The sequence below is a fragment of the Streptomyces camelliae genome (assembly GCF_027625935.1).
Classification (GTDB): Bacteria; Actinomycetota; Actinomycetes; order Streptomycetales; family Streptomycetaceae; genus Streptomyces; species Streptomyces camelliae.
In genome coordinates this window covers 6,766,536-6,785,008 of record NZ_CP115300.1, presented here as the reverse complement: position 1 = coordinate 6,785,008, position 18,473 = coordinate 6,766,536, and the positions used below count along the sequence as shown (strand labels likewise).

The 18,473-nt window shown below is 72.6% G+C and carries 12 protein-coding genes and 1 pseudogene; 8 read left to right on the top strand and 5 right to left on the bottom strand.

The window, feature by feature from the left end:
• Positions 1-18: 18 nt before the first annotated feature.
• Entirely contained in the window at positions 19-804 is a 786-nt protein-coding gene (locus O1G22_RS31130) for an SDR family oxidoreductase (RefSeq protein WP_270084353.1), read from the bottom strand.
• Positions 805-876: 72 nt separating this feature from the next.
• On the opposite strand from O1G22_RS31130, the gene O1G22_RS31125 reads away from it, so the two are divergent.
• Together O1G22_RS31125 and O1G22_RS31120 are read left to right on the top strand one after the other, a co-directional pair.
• Positions 877-2,016, top strand: a complete 1,140-nt coding sequence (locus O1G22_RS31125; RefSeq protein ID WP_270086598.1) for an acyl-CoA dehydrogenase family protein — start codon at positions 877-879, stop codon at positions 2,014-2,016.
• Entirely contained in the window at positions 2,016-3,104 is a 1,089-nt protein-coding gene (locus O1G22_RS31120) for an acyl-CoA dehydrogenase family protein (protein ID WP_270084352.1), read from the top strand. Before O1G22_RS31125 ends, O1G22_RS31120 begins: the two co-directional genes overlap by 1 nt.
• Before the next feature lie 23 nt (positions 3,105-3,127).
• Here O1G22_RS31120 and O1G22_RS31115 read toward each other — a convergent pair whose 3' ends face one another.
• From O1G22_RS31115 to O1G22_RS31100, 4 genes are all read right to left on the bottom strand, one after another.
• The gene (locus O1G22_RS31115; RefSeq protein ID WP_270084351.1) at positions 3,128-3,856 is read right to left on the bottom strand and encodes a vWA domain-containing protein; all 729 of its coding nucleotides are present in this window, start codon (positions 3,854-3,856) and stop codon (positions 3,128-3,130) included.
• Between the two features lie 174 nt (positions 3,857-4,030).
• Positions 4,031-5,494, bottom strand: a complete 1,464-nt coding sequence (locus O1G22_RS31110; protein ID WP_270084350.1) for a glutamate synthase subunit beta — start codon at positions 5,492-5,494, stop codon at positions 4,031-4,033.
• On the bottom strand, positions 5,487-10,079 hold the full coding sequence (gene gltB, locus O1G22_RS31105; protein WP_270084349.1) for a glutamate synthase large subunit: 4,593 nt from the start codon (positions 10,077-10,079) through the stop codon (positions 5,487-5,489). Before gltB ends, O1G22_RS31110 begins: the two co-directional genes overlap by 8 nt.
• 423 nt (positions 10,080-10,502) lie before the next feature.
• Positions 10,503-11,234 (bottom strand): VIT1/CCC1 transporter family protein, encoded by a 732-nt coding sequence (locus tag O1G22_RS31100; RefSeq protein ID WP_270084348.1) that lies wholly within the window; start codon positions 11,232-11,234, stop codon positions 10,503-10,505.
• Positions 11,235-11,569: 335 nt separating this feature from the next.
• Between O1G22_RS31100 and O1G22_RS31095 the strand changes: the two genes are divergently transcribed.
• The 6 genes and pseudogenes from O1G22_RS31095 to O1G22_RS31070 form a co-directional block, all read left to right on the top strand.
• Positions 11,570-13,252 carry an ADP-ribosylglycohydrolase family protein gene (locus O1G22_RS31095; RefSeq protein WP_270084347.1) on the top strand — a complete coding sequence of 561 codons (1,683 nt, stop codon included), beginning with the start codon at positions 11,570-11,572 and terminating at the stop codon, positions 13,250-13,252.
• Positions 13,249-14,367, top strand: coding sequence for an ADP-ribosylglycohydrolase family protein (locus O1G22_RS31090; protein WP_270084346.1), 1,119 nt, complete (start codon positions 13,249-13,251; stop codon positions 14,365-14,367). The genes O1G22_RS31095 and O1G22_RS31090 overlap by 4 nt, the downstream gene beginning before the upstream one ends.
• Before the next feature lie 8 nt (positions 14,368-14,375).
• On the top strand, positions 14,376-15,599 hold the full coding sequence (locus O1G22_RS31085; protein ID WP_270084345.1) for an ADP-ribosylglycohydrolase family protein: 1,224 nt from the start codon (positions 14,376-14,378) through the stop codon (positions 15,597-15,599).
• A complete protein-coding gene (locus O1G22_RS31080) occupies positions 15,587-16,951 on the top strand; it encodes an ADP-ribosylglycohydrolase family protein (protein ID WP_270084344.1) in 1,365 nt (454 codons plus the stop codon). The genes O1G22_RS31085 and O1G22_RS31080 overlap by 13 nt, the downstream gene beginning before the upstream one ends.
• The gene (gene rbsK, locus O1G22_RS31075) at positions 16,948-17,841 is read left to right on the top strand and encodes a ribokinase (RefSeq protein ID WP_270084343.1); all 894 of its coding nucleotides are present in this window, start codon (positions 16,948-16,950) and stop codon (positions 17,839-17,841) included. Before O1G22_RS31080 ends, rbsK begins: the two co-directional genes overlap by 4 nt.
• Positions 17,838-18,472: pseudogene (locus O1G22_RS31070) on the top strand (CoA transferase); the annotation flags it as partial. The gene rbsK and the pseudogene O1G22_RS31070, both read left to right, overlap by 4 nt.
• Position 18,473 lies beyond the last annotated feature (1 nt).

Below are 18,473 nucleotides of genomic sequence, written 5' to 3'. Positions count from 1 at the left end.
GTCCCCGCCCCGATCGGCCTAGGCATGCTGGCTGCTGACGGCCACGACCTCGCCGGTCATGTACGAGGAGTAGCCGGACGCGAGGAACACGATCACGTTGGCCACCTCCCAGGGCTCGGCGTACCGCCCGAAGGCCTCCCGCTCGGTCAGCCGCTCCAGCAGCCCGGCCGAGGTGACCTTCACCAGGTGAGGGTGCATGGCGAGGCTGGGGGCGACCGCGTTGACCCGGACGCCGTAGGCGGCGGCCTCGATCGCCGCGCACCGGGTCAGCGCCATCACCCCGGCCTTGGCGGCGGCGTAGTGCGCCTGCCCGGCCTGGGCGCGCCAGCCGACGACGGAGGCGTTGTTGACGATCACCCCGCTCCCGGTCTCCCGCATGGCCCGCAGCGCGGCGCGCGTGCACCGGAAGGTGCCGTTCAGGGTCACGTCCAGCACCCGGGACCACTGCTCGTCGGTCATGTCGACGAGGTCCGACGTCCCGCCCAGGCCCGCGTTGTTGACGACGACGTCGAGTCCGCCGTGCTCCCGTACGGCCGTGTCGAACAGGGTGCGCACCTGTGCCTCGTCGGTCACGTCGCAGGGCACCGCCGCCACCCGGCCCGGGAACTTGCGGCCCAGCTCGGTCTCGTACTCCTTCAGCCGGCGTGTGTGCGCGTCGCTGATCAGCACCCGCGCGCCCTCTTCCAGGAAGCGGTGCGCGGTCGCCCCGCCGATGCCGGCGCCGGCCGCCGCGGTGATGACGGCGGTGCGGCCCCGGAGCAGTCCGTGCCCGGCTACGTAGGCCGGGCTCTCGACGCCTGTCATAGGGCCACGCTAACCTACCAAACACTTGTTAGGGAAGCGGTGGGAGTGAGCGACGGAAGGAAGGCGACGGCGGTGGACCTGACGCACTCTCCGGCCGACGAGGAGTTCCGCGCCGAGGCCCGGTCCTGGCTCCGGGCGCATGTGCCGCGTACGCCGCTGCCGTCCCTGGAGACGGCGGAGGGCTTCGCGGCCCACCGCGCGTGGGAGGCCGAACTGGCCGCGGACCGCTGGTCGGTGGTGTCCTGGCCCGAGCGGTACGGCGGCCGGGACGCCGGTCTGCTGCGCTGGCTGGTCTTCGAGGAGGAGTACTGGGCGGCGGGCGCGCCGGGCCGGGTCGGGCAGAACGGCGTCAGCCTGCTCGCGCCGACGCTCTTCGACCACGGCACGGAGGAACAACGCGCGCGCGTGCTGCCTCCGATGGCCACGGGAGAGGTGGTCTGGGCGCAGGCCTGGTCCGAGCCAGAGGCCGGCTCGGACCTGGCCTCGCTCACCTCCCGCGCGGTCAGGACGGACGGCGGCTGGCGCTTGCGCGGCCAGAAGACCTGGTCCTCGCGGGCGGCCTTCGCGGACCGGGCCTTCGGACTGTTCCGCAGCGAGCCCGAGGCGCCGAAACCCCACCAGGGGCTCACCTACCTGATGTTCGACCTGCGGGCGCCCGGTGTCACCGTCCGCCCGATCGGCCGCCTGGACGGGAAACCGGCCTTCGCGGAGCTGTTCCTGGACGACGTGTTCGTCCCGGACGAGGACGTGATCGGCGAGCCCGGCGAGGGCTGGCGGATCGCGATGTCCACGGCGGGCGACGAACGCGGGCTCACCCTGCGCTCACCGGGCCGCTACCTCGCCTCGGCCGCCCGGCTGGCCGGGCTGTGGCGGGCGCGCGGCTGCCCGGAGCACGCACGCGCGCGCGTGGCCGATGCCCTGATCGGCGCCCGCGCCTACCAGCTGTTCACCTACGCGGCCGCCTCCCGCTTCCTGGACGGCGCCCGGATCGGCCCGGAGTCCAGCATGAACAAGGTGTTCTGGTCCGAGCTGGATCTCGCCCTGCACGAGACGGCGCTGGATCTGCTGCACGGCGAGGGCGAGCTGGCGGACACGGAGTGGGCCGAGGGGTATGTGTTCGCGCTCGCCGGGCCCATCTACGCGGGCACCAACGAGATCCAGCGTGACATCGTCGCCGAGCGGCTGCTCGGCCTGCCGAAGGGACGCCGCTGATGCGCTTCCTGCCCGACGCCGACCAGCGCGCCTTCGCCGGCTCGCTGCACGCGATGCTGACGGCCGCGGACACCCCGGCGGTGATCCGTGACTGGAGCGACGGCGACTCCAGGCGCGGGCGTGCGCTGTGGCGCAGGGTCGCGGAGGCGGGGGTGTTCGGACTCGCGGTGCCGGAGGAGCAGGACGGGCTGGGCCGACATCCGGTGGAACTGACCCTGGCTTTCGTGGAGTTGGGTCGGCATGCGGTGCCGGGCCCACTGGTGGAGACGGTCGCGGCGGCGGTGCTCCTTGCCGAGGCGCCACTCGCGAAGCGGTTCCTGCCGGGGCTCCTGGCCGGTGCGGATCTCGCCACCCTCGCGGCACCCGCCCCCCTCCCCCTCGACACCGGCCCCGCCCGCGTCACCCCGGACGCGGACACAGCCGCCGTCCCGCTCCCCCTCGACACCGACCCCGCCCGCGTCACCCCGGACGCGGACACAGCGGCCGTCCCGCTCGCCCTGGACGCCGACGCGGCCGACCTCCGCCTCGCCCTCGCCCCCGACGGACTCCACCTCGCGTCGCCCGTGGGCCAGGTGCGCCGGTCCCTCGACCCCGCCCGCCGTCTGACCCCGCTCACCCCGGACGGCGAACTCCTCGCTGCCCACCCCTCGTTCGACCTGGCCCTCACCTGGGCCCGGCTGGCCACCGCCGCCCAGGCCCTCGGCGTCGGGCTCGCGCTGCTCGACCGCACGGTGGACCACGTCCGGCGGCGCACCCAGTTCGGCGTCCCGATCGGCTCTTTCCAGGCGGTCAAGCACCGCCTGGCCGATGCCGCGACGGCCCTGGAGTTCGCGCGTCCGCTGCTGTTCGGCGCGGCGCTGTCCCTGCGCCCGGCGGACGTGGCCGCCGCCAAACTCAAGGCGTGCGAGGCGGCGTACACGACGGCACGCGCGGCGCTGCAGCTGCACGGCGCGATCGGCTACACGGCGGAGTACGACTTGTCCCTGTGGCTGACCAAGGCCCGCGCCCTGCGCACCGCCTGGGGCACGCCCGAGGAGTGCCGGGAGCTGTTTCTGGAGGACACGCTCACGGGACGAGCAGGCGCGTGAGCGCATCAAGGCCGGGGCGTGACTCAGGCGGGCGGCCGTACGATCCCGGCGGCGCGTGCGGCGGTGAGCCACTGCGGGAACTCGCCGACGAGCCGGTCGTACAGCTCGGTGTCGGACATGCGCCGGGGGTCCTGGCCGGCGTGGAAGAAGCCGGCGTTGTCCACGATCCGTGCGCCGGGCACGGGCAGCTCGTCCAGCTTCCGCAGGAAGTCGAACTGCCGGCTGTCCGGGTCGCCGAAGCCGACGAACTGCCAGAACAGCGGGAGTTTCGCCGCCTTGCACAGATAGCGCTCGGCGGCGGGCCTGCTGAGGGGGCCGCCGTCGGTCTGGAAGACGACCAGGGCGGGGGCGGTGGCGCCGCTGTCCAGGTAGTGGTCGATGACGGCGTCCATCGCCAGGTGATAGCTGGTCCTGCCCATGTGCCCGAGCCCGGCCACGATCCGCTCGACGCTGCCCTCGTGCCGGTCGAGGGCGATGTCGGTGACCGCGTCGACGTCCGTGGAGAAGAACACCACCGGCACCCGCCCGTCGTCGTCCAGGTGCGCGGACAGCCCCAGCACCCGGTCCGCGAGCGTCTGCACGCTGCCGTCCTGGTAGTACGGCCGCATGGAGCCGGAGTGGTCGACCACGAGATAGACGGCGGCGCGCAGCCTGTCCAGGCCGTGCTTGCGCAGGGACACCCCGGCGCTCTTGTACAGGCTGACCAGCGCGGGCGCGGTCTCCTCCACCGTGCGCAGACCGATCGCGGCCATGATCCCCCCTCGTGCTCGTGCCGGTGGCCGAGCCTACGTGAGGAAGGACTGCGCGCGGACATGCGACGACGCCTGCCCAGGCGTCCGGTCGGGGACAGGGCAGGCGTCGTTCAGTGTTCCGTACGCCTTTGTACGGGACGTCTGTGGCGGGACCTCAAGGTCCCTGGGGTGCCGTCAGACCGCCAGGGCGCGGTCCGTCGGGCGGATCGGGGCCGGCAGGTCGCTGGCACCGGTGAGGTGGCGGTCGACTCCGCGGGCCGCCGAGCGGCCTTCCGCGATCGCCCACACGATGAGGGACTGCCCGCGGCCGGCGTCACCGGCGACGAACACACCCGGCACGTTGGTCTGGAAGTCGGCGTCGCGGGCGATGTTACCGCGTTCGTCGAGCTCCAGGCCGAACTGCTCCACCAGGCCGTTCTCCCGGTCGGTGCCGGTGAAGCCCATGGCGAGGGTGACCAGCTGGGCCGGGATCTTGCGCTCGGTGCCCGGCTTGGAGGTCAGCTTGCCGTCGACGAACTCCACCTCGGTCAGGTGCAGCCACTGCACGTTGCCGTCCTCGTCGCCCTCGAAGTGGGTGGTGGAGACGGAGTAGACCCGCTCGCCGCCCTCCTCGTGGGCCGAGGTGACCTTGTAGAGCATCGGGAAGGTCGGCCAGGGCTGGTTGGTCGGGTGCCGCTCGTCGTTCGGGCGGGGCATGATCTCCAGCTGGGTGACGGAGGCCGCGCCCTGGCGGTGGGCGGTGCCCACGCAGTCCGCACCGGTGTCGCCGCCGCCGATGACCACGACGTGCTTGCCCTCGGCCGAGATGGGCGCCGCCACGTAGTCGCCCTCCTGGACCTTGTTCGCCAGGGGCAGGTACTCCATCGCCTGGTAGATGCCCTTGAGCTCGCGGCCCGGCACCGGCAGGTCGCGGGCGGTCGTCGCGCCGACGGCCAGGACCACGGCGTCGTACCGCTTCTTCAGGTCGGTCGCCTTGAGGTCGCGGCCGATCTCGATGCCGGTGCGGAAGCGGGTGCCCTCCGCGCGCATCTGCTCGATACGGCGGTTGATGTGCCGCTTCTCCATCTTGAACTCGGGGATGCCGTACCGGAGGAGGCCTCCGATGCGGTCCGCGCGCTCGTAGACGGCGACCGTGTGGCCGGCCCGGGTCAGCTGCTGGGCGGCGGCGAGGCCCGACGGGCCCGAGCCGATGACCGCGACGGTCTTGCCGGACAGGCGCTCCGGGATCTGCGGGGCGACGTCCCCGGTCTCCCACGCCTTGTCGATGATCGAGACCTCGACGTTCTTGATGGTGACCGGCGCCTGGTTGATGCCGAGCACACACGCCGACTCGCAGGGGGCCGGGCAGAGGCGACCGGTGAACTCCGGGAAGTTGTTGGTCGCGTGCAGCCGCTCCTGGGCGGCCGCCCAGTCCTCGCGGTAGGCGTAGTCGTTCCACTCGGGGATCAGGTTCCCCAGCGGACAGCCGTTGTGGCAGAACGGGATGCCGCAGTCCATGCAGCGGCTGGCCTGCTTGCTGATGATCGGCAGCAGGGAGCCGGGGACGTAGACCTCGTTCCAGTCCTTGACGCGCTCACCGACGGGACGGGTCTCGGCGACCTCGCGGCCGTGGTTCAGGAAGCCCTTCGGGTCAGCCATTGATCGCCGCCTCCATCATCTTCTCGGTGATCTCGGTCTCGGAAAGACCGGCTCGCTCGGCGGCGTCCTTGGCGGCGAGCACTGCCTTGTACGTGCTGGGGATGATCTTGCTGAACCGCGCCACGGCCGCGTCCCAGTCGGCGAGCAGCTTCTCGGCGACCGTCGAGCCGGTCTCCTCGGCGTGGCGGCGCACCACGTCGTGCAGCCACTGCTTGTCCGTGTCGTCCAGCGCCTCGACCGAGCCGGCGTTGCCGACGTTGACGTTGTCGCGGTCGAGGTCGATGACGTAGGCGATGCCGCCGGACATGCCCGCCGCGAAGTTGCGGCCGGTCGGGCCGAGGACGACCGCGCGACCGCCGGTCATGTACTCGCAGCCGTGGTCGCCCACGCCCTCGGAGACGACCAGCGCGCCGGAGTTGCGCACGCAGAACCGCTCACCGGTACGGCCGCGCAGGAACAGCTCGCCGCCGGTGGCGCCGTAGCCGATGGTGTTGCCCGCGATGGTCGAGTACTCGGCGAGGTGGTCGGCGGCCCGGTCCGGGCGGACGACGACACGGCCGCCGGACAGGCCCTTGCCGACGTAGTCGTTGGCGTCGCCCTCCAGGCGCAGCGTGACACCGCGCGGCAGGAACGCGCCGAAGGACTGGCCGGCCGAACCGGTGAAGGTGATGTCGATGGTGTCGTCGGGCAGGCCCGCACCGCCGAACTTCTTCGTCACCTCGTGGCCGAGCATGGTGCCGACCGTGCGGTTGATGTTGCGGATGGCGACCTGGGCGCGCACCGGCTGGGCCTCGGTGGCGTCGCCGGCGGCCAGGGCGTCGGCGGCGAGCTTGATCAGCTCGTTGTCCAGCGCCTTCTCCAGGCCGTGGTCCTGCTCGATCAGCTGGTGGCGCGCCGCGCCCTCGGGCAGGTCGGGCACGTGGAACAGCGGCTCCAGGTCCAGGCCCTGCGCCTTCCAGTGGTCGACGGCACGCTCGACGTCCAGCACCTCGGCGTGGCCGACGGCCTCCTCGATGGAGCGGAAGCCCAGCTCGGCGAGCAGCTCGCGGACCTCCTCGGCGATGAACCGGAAGAAGTTCACGACGTACTCGGCCTTGCCGGCGAAGCGGTCGCGCAGCACCGGGTTCTGGGTGGCGATGCCGACCGGGCAGGTGTCCAGGTGGCAGACGCGCATCATCACGCAGCCGGAGACGACGAGCGGCGCGGTCGCGAAACCGAACTCCTCGGCGCCGAGCAGCGCGGCGATGACCACGTCACGGCCGGTCTTCAGCTGGCCGTCGGTCTGGACGACGATCCGGTCGCGCAGCCCGTTGAGCAGCAGGGTCTGCTGGGTCTCGGCGAGGCCCAGCTCCCAGGGGCCGCCCGCGTGCTTCAGCGAGGTGAGCGGCGAGGCGCCCGTACCACCGTCGTGACCGGAGATGAGCACGACGTCCGCGTGCGCCTTGGAGACACCGGCGGCGACCGTGCCGACGCCGACCTCCGACACCAGCTTCACGTGGATACGCGCGGCCGGGTTGGCGTTCTTGAGGTCGTGGATCAGCTGAGCCAGGTCCTCGATGGAGTAGATGTCGTGGTGCGGCGGCGGGGAGATCAGGCCGACACCCGGCGTCGAGTGACGCGTCTTCGCGACCCACGGGTAGACCTTGTGCCCGGGCAGCTGGCCGCCCTCGCCGGGCTTGGCGCCCTGGGCCATCTTGATCTGGATGTCGTCCGCGTTGACCAGGTACTCCGAGGTCACGCCGAAGCGGCCGGAGGCGACCTGCTTGATCGCCGAGCGGCGCGCCGGGTCGTACAGGCGCTCCGGGTCCTCGCCGCCCTCACCGGTGTTGGACTTGCCGCCCAGCTGGTTCATGGCGATGGCGAGGGTCTCGTGCGCCTCCTTGGAGATGGAGCCGTACGACATGGCGCCCGTGGAGAAGCGCTTGACGATCTCGCTCACCGGCTCGACCTCGTCGACGGAGATCGACGGGCGGTCGGACTTGAAGCCGAAGAGACCGCGGAGCGTCATGAGCCGCTCGGACTGCTCGTTCACCCGCTCGGTGTACTTCTTGAAGATGTCGTAGCGAGCGGAGCGCGTGGAGTGCTGGAGGCGGAAGACCGTCTCCGGGTCGAACAGGTGCGGCTCGCCCTCGCGGCGCCACTGGTACTCGCCGCCGATCTCCAGCGCGCGGTGCGCGGGAGCGATGCCGGAGGCCGGGTAGGCCTTGGCGTGGCGGGCGGCGACCTCCTGGGCGATGACGTCGATGCCGACGCCGCCGATCTTGGTGGCCGTGCCGTTGAAGTACTTCTCGACGAAGGCCTCGTCCAGGCCGACGGCCTCGAAGACCTGGGCGCCGCGGTAGGAGGCGACGGTGGAGATGCCCATCTTCGACATGACCTTCAGCACGCCCTTGCCCAGGGCGTAGATCAGGTTCTTGATGGCCTTCTCGGGCTCGATGCCGTTGAGGAAGGTGCCGGCGCGCAGCAGGTCCTCGACCGACTCCATCGCCAGGTACGGGTTGACGGCGGCGGCGCCGAAGCCGATCAGCAGGGCGACGTGGTGGACCTCGCGGACGTCACCGGCCTCGACCAGCAGGCCCACGTGGGTGCGCTGCTTGGTGCGGATGAGGTGGTGGTGGACGGCCGCGGTGAGCAGCAGCGACGGGATCGGCGCGTGCTCGGCGTCGGAGTGGCGGTCCGACAGGACGATCAGGCGGGCGCCGTTGTCTATGGCGGCGTCGGCCTCGGCGCAGATCTCGGCGATGCGCGCGGCGAGGCTGTCACCGCCGCCGCTCACCCGGTACAGACCGGACAGGGTCGCGGCCTTGAAGCCGGGCATGTCGCCGTCTGCGTTGATGTGGATGAGCTTGGCCAGCTCGTCGTTGTCGATCACCGGGAAGGGCAGGGTGACCGAGCGGCAGGAGGCGGCCGTCGGGTCCAGCAGGTTGCCCTCCGGGCCCAGCGAGCTGCGCAGCGAGGTGACCAGCTCCTCGCGGATCGCGTCCAGCGGCGGGTTGGTGACCTGCGCGAACAGCTGGGTGAAGTAGTCGAAGAGCAGCCGCGGGCGCGCGGAGAGAGCGGCGATCGGGCTGTCGGTGCCCATCGAGCCGATCGGCTCGGCGCCCGTCTTGGCCATCGGCGCGAGGATGACGCGCAGCTCCTCCTCGGTGTACCCGAAGGTCTGCTGGCGGCGGGTGACCGAGGCGTGGGTGTGGACGATGTGCTCGCGCTCGGGCAGGTCGCCCAGCTCGATCTCGCCGGCCTCCAGCCACTCGGCGTACGGCTTCTCGGCGGCGAGGGTCGCCTTGATCTCGTCGTCCTCGATGATGCGGTGCTCGGCGGTGTCGACGAGGAACATCTTGCCGGGCTGCAGGCGGCCCTTGCGGACGACCTTGGCCGGGTCGATGTCGAGGACGCCGACCTCGGAGCCGAGGACGACGAGGCCGTCGTCGGTGACCCAGTAGCGGCCGGGGCGCAGACCGTTGCGGTCGAGCACGGCGCCGACCTGGGTGCCGTCGGTGAAGGTGACGCAGGCCGGGCCGTCCCAGGGCTCCATCATCGTGGAGTGGAAGTTGTAGAAGGCGCGGCGGTCCGGGTCCATGGAGTCGTGGTTCTCCCACGCCTCCGGGATCATCATCAGCACGGAGTGCGGCAGCGAACGGCCGCCCAGGTGCAGCAGCTCCAGGACCTCGTCGAAGGAGGCGGAGTCGGAGGCGTCCGGGGTGCAGACCGGGAAGATGCGGTCGAGGGCGCCGTCGCCGAACAGGTCGGAGACCAGCTGCGACTCACGGGCGCGCATCCAGTTGCGGTTGCCCTTGACGGTGTTGATCTCACCGTTGTGCGCGACGAAGCGGTACGGGTGCGCGAGCGGCCACGACGGGAAGGTGTTCGTGGAGAAGCGCGAGTGGACGAGCGCGACCGCGGAGCCGAAGCGGCGGTCGGACAGGTCCGGGAAGAAGGGCTCCAGCTGGCCGGTGGTCAGCATGCCCTTGTAGACGATCGTGCGGGCGGAGAGCGACGGGAAGTAGACACCGGCCTCCCGCTCGGCGCGCTTGCGCAGCACGAAGGCCTTGCGGTCCAGCGTGATGCCCTCGCTGGCGCCGTCGGTGACGAAGATCTGCCGGAAGACCGGCATGGTGGAGCGGGCGGTGGCGCCCAGCAGCTCCGGGGCGACCGGGACCGTGCGCCAGCCGAGGACCGTCAGGCCCTCCTCGCCGGCGATCGTCTCGATCTTCGAGACGGCGTCCTCGGTGCCCTCCTCCGGCAGGAAGGCGATGCCTACCGCGTACGAGCCCGCCGCGGGAAGGTCGAATCCGGCCACCTCACGGAAGAAGGTGTCGGGCACCTGGGAGAGGATGCCGGCGCCGTCGCCCGAGTCGGGCTCGGAGCCGGTGGCACCGCGGTGCTCCAGGTTGCGCAGGACCGTGAGGGCCTGTTCGACCAGCGTGTGGGACGCCTCGCCGGTGAGGGTGGCGACGAAACCGACACCACAGGCGTCGTGTTCGTTGCGGGGGTCGTACATACCCTGCGCAGCAGGGCGAGCATCCATGAAGGACCAGTTCTGGCCATTCGCGGAGTGCTGGGACGGCTGGCGCGGCGTACGCATCGGCTCTCCCGTCGTCGTCATGTGGCATGTGGCAGGTGCCGAGGGACGACGTTGGCCCTCTGCGTGTGACTCAAAATTTCGTGCAGGTTACATGATGGAGCGGTTCTCGGGAACCGGATACTCCGTTCCAACATGCGGACGCCACGGGGTACATGGCAGAGGCGCCGCACGGTGACGGCGGGTGCCGCGCGCGGCGGCGGGGTGCCGCGCGTGGCGGCGACATAGGTGGGGACCGTCGGGGACAAGATCGGTCAGATCGGCGTCCGACGGCCCGAGGGGGCGGGGGGAGCGTCGTCACTCACCCCGCGGGGGTGCGGCAGGCGTCATTGCCCGCAGCGCTTACGGCTCATGCCCGGTCGTCAAGCACTCGAAACCAGGGGGTAACGGGTATTTATGCGGCCCATCGCATAAGTACCGGTCGCGCTATCCTACGGCCGTTCCGAACAGGCTGCCCAGGGCGTACGTCACACCGGCCGCCGCCCCACCGAGCGCGAGCTGACGCAATCCGCTGTACCACCAGGTCCGCGCGGTCACCTTGGCCACCACGGCACCGCAGCCGAAGAGGCCGGCGAGGGCCAGCAGCAGGGCCGGCCACAGCGCGGTCGCGCCGAGCAGGTACGGCAGCACGGGCAGCAGCGCGCCGAGGGCGAAGGACCCGAAGGACGACACGGCGGCGACCAGCGGCGACGGCAGGTCGCCGGGGTCGATCCCCAGCTCCTCGCGGGCGTGGATCTCCAGCGCCTGCTCGGGATCCTTGGACAGCTGCCGGGCGACTTCACGGGCCAGCTCGGGCTCCACGCCACGGGCGACGTACAGTGCTGCGAGCTCGTCCTCCTCGTCCTGCGGGTGCTTGCGCAGCTCACGGCGCTCGACGTCGAGCTCGGCCTCGACCAGCTCGCGCTGGGAGGCGACGGAGGTGTACTCGCCGGCGGCCATCGAGAAGGCGCCGGCGGCGAGTCCCGCGAGCCCGGTGATGACGATGGTCTGCTGGCTCACGGCCCCGCCGGCCACCCCGGTCATCAGGGCGAGGTTGGAGACGAGGCCGTCCATGGCGCCGAAGACGGCGGGGCGCAGCCAGCCGCCGTTGACGTCGCGGTGCGTGTGGTTGTCGCGGTGCGCCACGTGCAGCGCGGCCTCGGTTTCGATAATGGCCATCGGAGCCCCCGGGATAGCTTAGCCAAAGCTAACTTTGGACGAGTTCTACTTTTCGACAACACAGAAGGTACGCCGCCGCTTCCCTTCCCGCCAGCAAGGAGAGGCTGGGCTAACCTGCGGCTTTACTTACTTTGCTCATCCGTGCCTGTCTCTGCTCAGATGCCAAGTGGGTGACACGGACGGCCGGGAGGCACGCGGGGCGACGCTCCGGGGGACAGATCCGCAAAGGATCCGCGTGATCCCGCTGAAGGATCCGCGTGATCCCGCTGAAGGATCCGTGTGATCCCGCTGGAGGATCCGCGTGATCCCGCTGGAGGAGGCTGAGGAGGCCGCCCATGGCATCGATCGCCCGAACTCCCCCGGTCCCCGCACCCGGCGACGCCAGGGCCGGACTGCGCGAACGGGCACGCGGCGCGCTGCTCGGCCTCGCCGTGGGCGATGCGCTGGGCGCGCCGGCGGAGAACCTCAAGCCCTCCGAGATCCGCGCCCGCTGGGGCCGCATCACCGGTTACGTCACCGAGGACCCCTGCGGCACGGACGACACGGAGTACGCGATCTTCTCGGGCCTCCTCCTGGCCCGGCACGGCTCGGCGCTCACCCCGGCCCAGGTGGAGGCGGCCTGGCACGAGTGGATCGCCGACCGGGCCGAGGGCCCCTTCCGGGGCGCGGGCTTCAGCGAGCGCGGCACGCTGGAGAACCTGCGCCGCGGTCTGGCGGTCCCCATCTCCGCGCAGCACCGCCACGCGTGGAGCGACGGCCTGGCGATGCGGGCGGCCCCCTTCGGCGTCTTCGCCGCCGGCCGGCCCGCCGAGGCGGCCCGGCTGGTCGCCATCGACGGCCAGGTCAGCCACGAGGGCGAGGGCATCTACGGCGGCCAGGCGGTGGCGGCGGGCGTGGCGGCGGCGATGGCGGGAGCGCCGGTGGCCGTGGTGATCGCCTCCGCCCTCGCGGTGGTCCCGGACGACTCCTGGACGGCCCGCTCCCTGCGGCGCGCGGTGGCCGTGGCCCACCGTGGCGAACGCGCGGTCCGCTCCGCGGTGGTCATCGGCGGCTACCCCTGGACCGACCTGGCCCCCGAGGCGGTCGCCCTCGCCTTCGGCGCGTACGCGGCGGCCGACGGCGACTTCCGGGAGGCGGTGCTCACGGCGGTCAACATGGGCCGGGACGCGGACACGACGGCGGCGGTGGCAGGCGCCCTCTCCGGCGCAACCCAGGGCGTCTCGGCGATCCCCCCGGCCTGGGCCGCCGCCATCGGCCCGGCCCGCGGCCGCTGCCTGCCGTCGATGGCGGGCCATCACGTACTGGAGGTGGCGGAGCTGCTGGTACCGGAGGAGGGCGGGAAGTGGCGGGCAGGGGTCGTACTCCCGGGCTCGCTGCCGGACGGAGTGACGCGGGCGGAGGCCGTCACAGGGACGCGCCGGGAGCCGACGGCGGAGGCGGGTCAGAGGGGTGCGGGGCTGGGACATGCGGCACCGCAGGCCGACCGTCCGGAGGCAGGCCAGGCGGCAACAACACCGGAAGCCGGCCGACCGAAGGCAGGACAGGCGGCAGCAACACCGGAAGTCGACCGTCCGCAGGCAGGACAGGCGGCAGCAACACCCGAGACCGCCCAGCCGCAAGCGGAACAGGTGGCAACAACACCGGAAGCCAGCCGGCCGGCAGCGGAACAGGGCAGAACAGCACCGAAGACTGGCCGGTCGGGGGCACCGCCGGGAAGCCGGCCGAACCGGAAAACCGGACAAGCTCCGGCGGGCGTGGCCATGTGGCCATCAGCGGCCCGCATCACCGGCGCGCCCCAAACGCCCACCCCACACCCCACCGAAACCACCCCACCGCAAACGGAGACCCCACACCCCACCGAAACCACCCCACCCCCGAAACCCGCCTCCGACCCCACACCGGCCCAGCCCCACCCGCCCACCTCCCCACCGACCGAGTCGGGCAGGCGGGCGGACAGGCGGAATCGGCTGGTTGGTGCGGGGAACCCCGGGTACGCGGAAGCGGAGGGCCGGAAATGACAGGACGTCGTATCGAGGGGCTCCTGCTCGGGCTTGCCGCAGGTGACGCCGCGGGCTGGCCTGCCGCCCGGCACCGGGCCGGCCGGATGCCCGAGTGGACCCGCCGCCTCACCCGTGAGCTGGACACCTTCGCGGAGCAGAACGCCACCACCACACTCCCGGTGCCGATCGCCCTCAACCAACCGCCCGAACCCCTCCGCCTCGGCCCCTCCGACGACGCCGAGTGGGCCGCCTTCGCCGCGGAGGCGGTGCTGCGGGCCGGCGACGACGACGTCCTCGGCGACCTCAGCCGAGAGCGCCGTACCCGCGCGGCCATCGACCTCACCTGGACCGCCGTGGCCGCGGAAGTCGCCGCCGCGGCGGACCGCGCGCCCGAGATCGAGTCGGCCGTCCTCCCGCTGCGCGCCCGCATCTCCGTCCGGGCCGGCCTCGGCAATCTCGCCGCCGGCCTGCGCCCGCCCGCCACCGGCCACGACAACCCGCACTACTTCGACGACGCGGCCTGCGTGCGCGCCTGTGTGCTCGCCGTCGCCCACCCCGGCGACCCCGAACGTGCCGCCGCCCTCGCCGAGTTCGACGCCCGCTACACCCAGGACGGCGACGGCGTGCACGGCGCCCGCGCGATGGCCGCGGCACTCGCGCTCGCTCTCACCGGCGCCGGCACCGACACCTGCGTGGCCGCCGCGCTCGCCGAACTCCCGGCCGACACGGAGATCGGCCGCAACACCCGCCACGCGCTCGCCCTCGCCGAGGACACCGACTCCGCCTTCGCCCTCGTCCCGCTCCTGGAGCACCAGATCGTCGACCACGTCTACAGCTACGGCATCGCCGCCGCCGAGACCGTCCCGGTCGCCCTCGCCCTGGCCACCGCGTCCGGCGGCCGGATCGAGGCGGCCGTACCCGCCGCCGCCTGCCTGTCCCGCGTCGCCGACTCCGCCCCCGCCCTCGCCGGCGCGCTCACCGGAGCGCTCGGCGGCGCCGCCGCCATCCCGCAGACCTGGCGGGACGCCTGCCGCACCCTCTCCGGCTGCACCCTGCCCCGCCTCACCGGCACCGACCTGGTGGAACTCGCCGGACTCCTGGAAGCCGCACAACCGGCCCGCCCAGGAGGATGATTCGGGGCATGACGCCCAAGGGTCCCCATGCGCCCACAGAAGATGAGCTGAGCCGCAAAACAGCCGCAAGCAGCGAAAGCTGCCCCGTCGGCCTCGACGAACGCATCACCCGCGCCCTCGTCGGAGCCGCCGTCGGCGACGCCCTCGGCGGCCCGGTCGAGGGGTACTCCCCCGAGCAGATCGCCGAGCGCCACGGCGGCCGGGTCCACGGCATCGTCAGCCCCTGGCACGGCGAGGACTGGCGCACCGCCCGCCCGATCGCGCCGTATCACAAGGGCGACGGCCATGTCACCGACGACACCCTGATGACGCATGCGCTGATCCGGGTCTACGACCGCGTCCGCGACCACCTCGACGCGTACGCCGTCGCCGAGCACCTGGTCCCGGACCTGATGACCAACCCCCGCTGGATCCCGGAGCTCCAGGCCGAGGCCCTGCCCCTGCACCGCCTCTTCCTCGCCGAGAAGTGGCTGGTCGCCCGGCTCGCCTACGGTCACGCCGACCCCCGGGAGGCCGGCGTCGGCAACATCGTCAACTGCGGTGCGGCGATGTACATGGCCCCCGTCGGCCTGGTCAACGCGGCCCACCCGGCCGCCGCGTACGCCGAGGCACTGGACATCGCCGGTGCGCACCAGTCGTCGTACGGCCGGGAGGCGGCCGGAGTCCTCGCCGCGGCCGTCGCCGCCGCGGCCGCCCCGGGCGCGACCCCCGACTCGGTCGTCGCCGCCTGTCTGAGCCTGGCGAAGGACGGCACGCGCGAGGCGATCGAGAAGGTGTGCGAAGTCGCCGTACGGCACCGGGACTTCGAGTCGGCTCTACAGCCGCTGCGCGCGGCGGTCGCCCCGTACGACACCGTCGGCCCGGACTACCGCGCGCCCTCCCTCGCCGCCCGCCGCCCCTCCCGGCTGCACGCCATCGAGGAACTGCCCGTCGCGCTCGGCATGGTGCTGGTCGCCGGCGGCGACTACCGGCACGCCGTGCTCGGCGCGGTCAACTACGGCCGGGACTGCGACTCGATCGCCACGATGGCCGGTGCCCTCGCGGGCGCCCTCGGTTCCCCTGTCCCGGAGGAGTGGGCGAAGACGGTGGCCGAGGCCAGCCGCCTGGACCTGTGGACGCCGGCCCGCACACTCACCGAGGTCACGCGGGAGATCTTCGCGGCGGACGTGCGCCGCCGCCGCGCCCACGAGCGGGCCTTCGCGGCACTCGGAGGCACCGCATGCTCCGACTGACCTGGGTCCAGCCGGAGGACCTGCTGGGGCACGAGCTCCGCCAGGCCCGTCTGGACGGCCGCGAGCCGTCGGCGATCGAGGCCCGCTGGCGCGCGGCGGGCGGCCCGGACGCGCCCGAGCGGGCGGGGGCCTCCCCGCACCGCGCGTCCCGCTATCTGCGTCTGCTGGCAGAGGATCTGCTGGACGAACTGGCCGATCTGCCGAGCAGGTTGATGGAGGACGAGCCGACGGACCTGGAGAAGATCAAGTCCCTGTGCGCCCACTGGCCGGCCACCCCTGTGCGCCGCCGCGGCCCCGACCCGACCGCCCTCGAAGCCGCCTGGCTCGGCCGGGCCATCGGCTGTCTGCTCGGCAAGCCCGTCGAGAAACTGTCCCTCGACGGCATCCGTGCCCTCGCGGGGGCCGCCGGCAACTGGCCGCTCACCACCTACTTCACCGCCGTCGGCGTACCCGGAGACCTCCTCGCCGCCCACCCCTGGAACCGCCGCTCGGCCGCCACCTCCCTCGCCGAGAACATCGACGGGATGCCGGAGGACGACGACCTCAACTACCCCCTCCTCAACCTCCTGCTCCTCCAGCGCCACGGAAGGTCCTTCACGACCATGGACGTGGCCCGGCTCTGGCTGGACGAGCTTCCGCCCGGCCGCGTCTTCACGGCCGAGCGCATCGCCTACCGCAATCTCCTGACCGGCATCGAGCCCCCGCACACGGCCCGGCACCGCAACCCCTTCCGCGAGTGGATCGGCGCCCTGATCCGCGCCGACGTGCACGGCTGGACCAACCCCGGCGACCCGGCTGCGGCGGCCGAACAGGCGTACCGCGACGCGGTGTTGACCCACACCGCCAACGGCGTCTACGCGGCGATGTTCACGGCCGCCGTCATCGCCGTCGCGGCCACCGGCAGTCACGACGTCCACGCCTGCCTGCGCGCCGGCCGCGGGGTGATCCCGCCTCGCTCCCGGCTCGCGAAGGCGATCGACCGCGCCATTCAACTGGCCACGCATCACAGCGACTTCACCGACGTCGTCGATGAACTCCACGCCACCTACGCCCCCGCCCATCACTGGGTCCACGCGATCCCCAACACCGCCCTGACCGTCGCCGCCCTCACTCACGCGGACGGCGACTTCGGCGGGTCCATCTGCCATGCGGTGTCGGGGGGTTGGGACACCGACTCGAACGGTGCCACGGCCGGCAGCGTCGCCGGTCTGCTCGCGGGCGGCCCGGCGGCGCTCCCCGAGCACTGGCGAGCCCCGCTGAAGAACCGGCTCGCCAGCACCGTCGCCGACTTCGACGGCACCGGCTTCGACACCCTCGCCCACCTCACCCATCTGGAGACGGCCCGCCCATGACCCACATCGTCGTCCTCGGCAGCACCAACATGGACCTCGTCACCTACGTCACGAAGGCCCCGCAGCGCGGCGAGACCGTGACCGGACGGGAGTTCCGTACGATCCCCGGCGGCAAGGGCGCCAACCAGGCGATCGCCGCGGCCCGCGCCGGCGCAACCGTCTCGATGATCGGCGCGGTCGGCAACGACGCCTTCGGCCAGCGCATGCGCGAGACCCTCGAACACTCCGGCGTGGACACCGACTTCCTGCGCACGGTCGAGGGCCACTCCGGGACCGCGCACATCGTGGTGGACGACGAGGGTGGCAACGCGATCGTCGTGATCCCCGGCGCGAACGGCACCGTCGACCATCTCTCCCCCGGCGACGAGGGCGTGATCGCCTCCGCCGACGCGCTGCTGCTGCAGCTGGAGATCCCGATGGCGGCCGTCGTCGCGGGCGCGCAGGCGGCCCGCCGGCATGGGGTCCGTACGGTCCTCACCCCGTCCCCCGCCCAGCCGCTGCCGCCCGAACTCCTCGCCGCGACCGAGCTGTTGGTGGCCAACGAGTACGAGGCGATCACCCTCACCGGCCGCACCGACCCGCGCGAGGCCGCCGCCGCCCTGCTGGACCTGGTGCCGGAGATCGTCGTCACCCTGGGCGCGACCGGCAGCCTGTACCGGGCCCGGGGTGCCGAGCCACTCGTGGTCCCGGCGCCGCGGGTGACCGCCGTCGACTCCACGGGTGCCGGGGACACCTTCGTCGGCGCGCTCGCGGTGGCCCTCGCCGAGGAGAAACCGGTGCGGGAGGCCCTGTCCTGGGCGGCCGCCGCCGCGGCGATCTCCGTCCAGCGGGAAGGGGCATCGGCGTCGATGCCGTACCGCCCGGAGATCGAGGCCCAGTACCACGCATGAGTACGACGGCTTCGCCGCTGACCGTTCTGCGGGTGCTGGACCTCGCGGCCCTCTTCGCCGGCCCGACCCGTCCCGGGGACACGGTCCGGCCCGGCATGGGGTCGGGATGTGGTGGAAGCTGCTCGGCCGCACCAGGCGTGCCCCCACCCTCGCCCTGTCCACGCCCGGCGGTCGGGCCACCCTGCTCCGGCTCGTCCAGAGCGCCGACGTGGTGATCGGGAACTTCCGCCCGGGGACCCTGGAGACGTGGAACCTGGGCTGGGACGAAGTGCCGGCCGCCGAGTCACGGTCGGCCCGACCGAACGGCTGACCCGGCCCCCGGACGTCACGAGACCCGGCGGAACCGTGGTTCGCGACCGGCGCGGGCCGGGCCGCCCACGCCGGCGTCCTGGACGAGGCGGTCGGCTCCGCGATCGCCGCCCGTCCCCGTGGCGAGGTGCCGGCGGCCTTCGAGCAGACGGAGGCCGCCGTCGCCCCGGTCCAGGACATCCGGGAGGTCCGGGCCGACCCCCGGTACCAGGTGCTGGGCGCGATCACCACGGTCCCCGATCCCGAAGTGGGCCCGCCGCGCATTCGGAACGTGATCTTCCGGTTCTCCGCGACCCTGGGCGCGATCCGCTGGACCGGCCGTC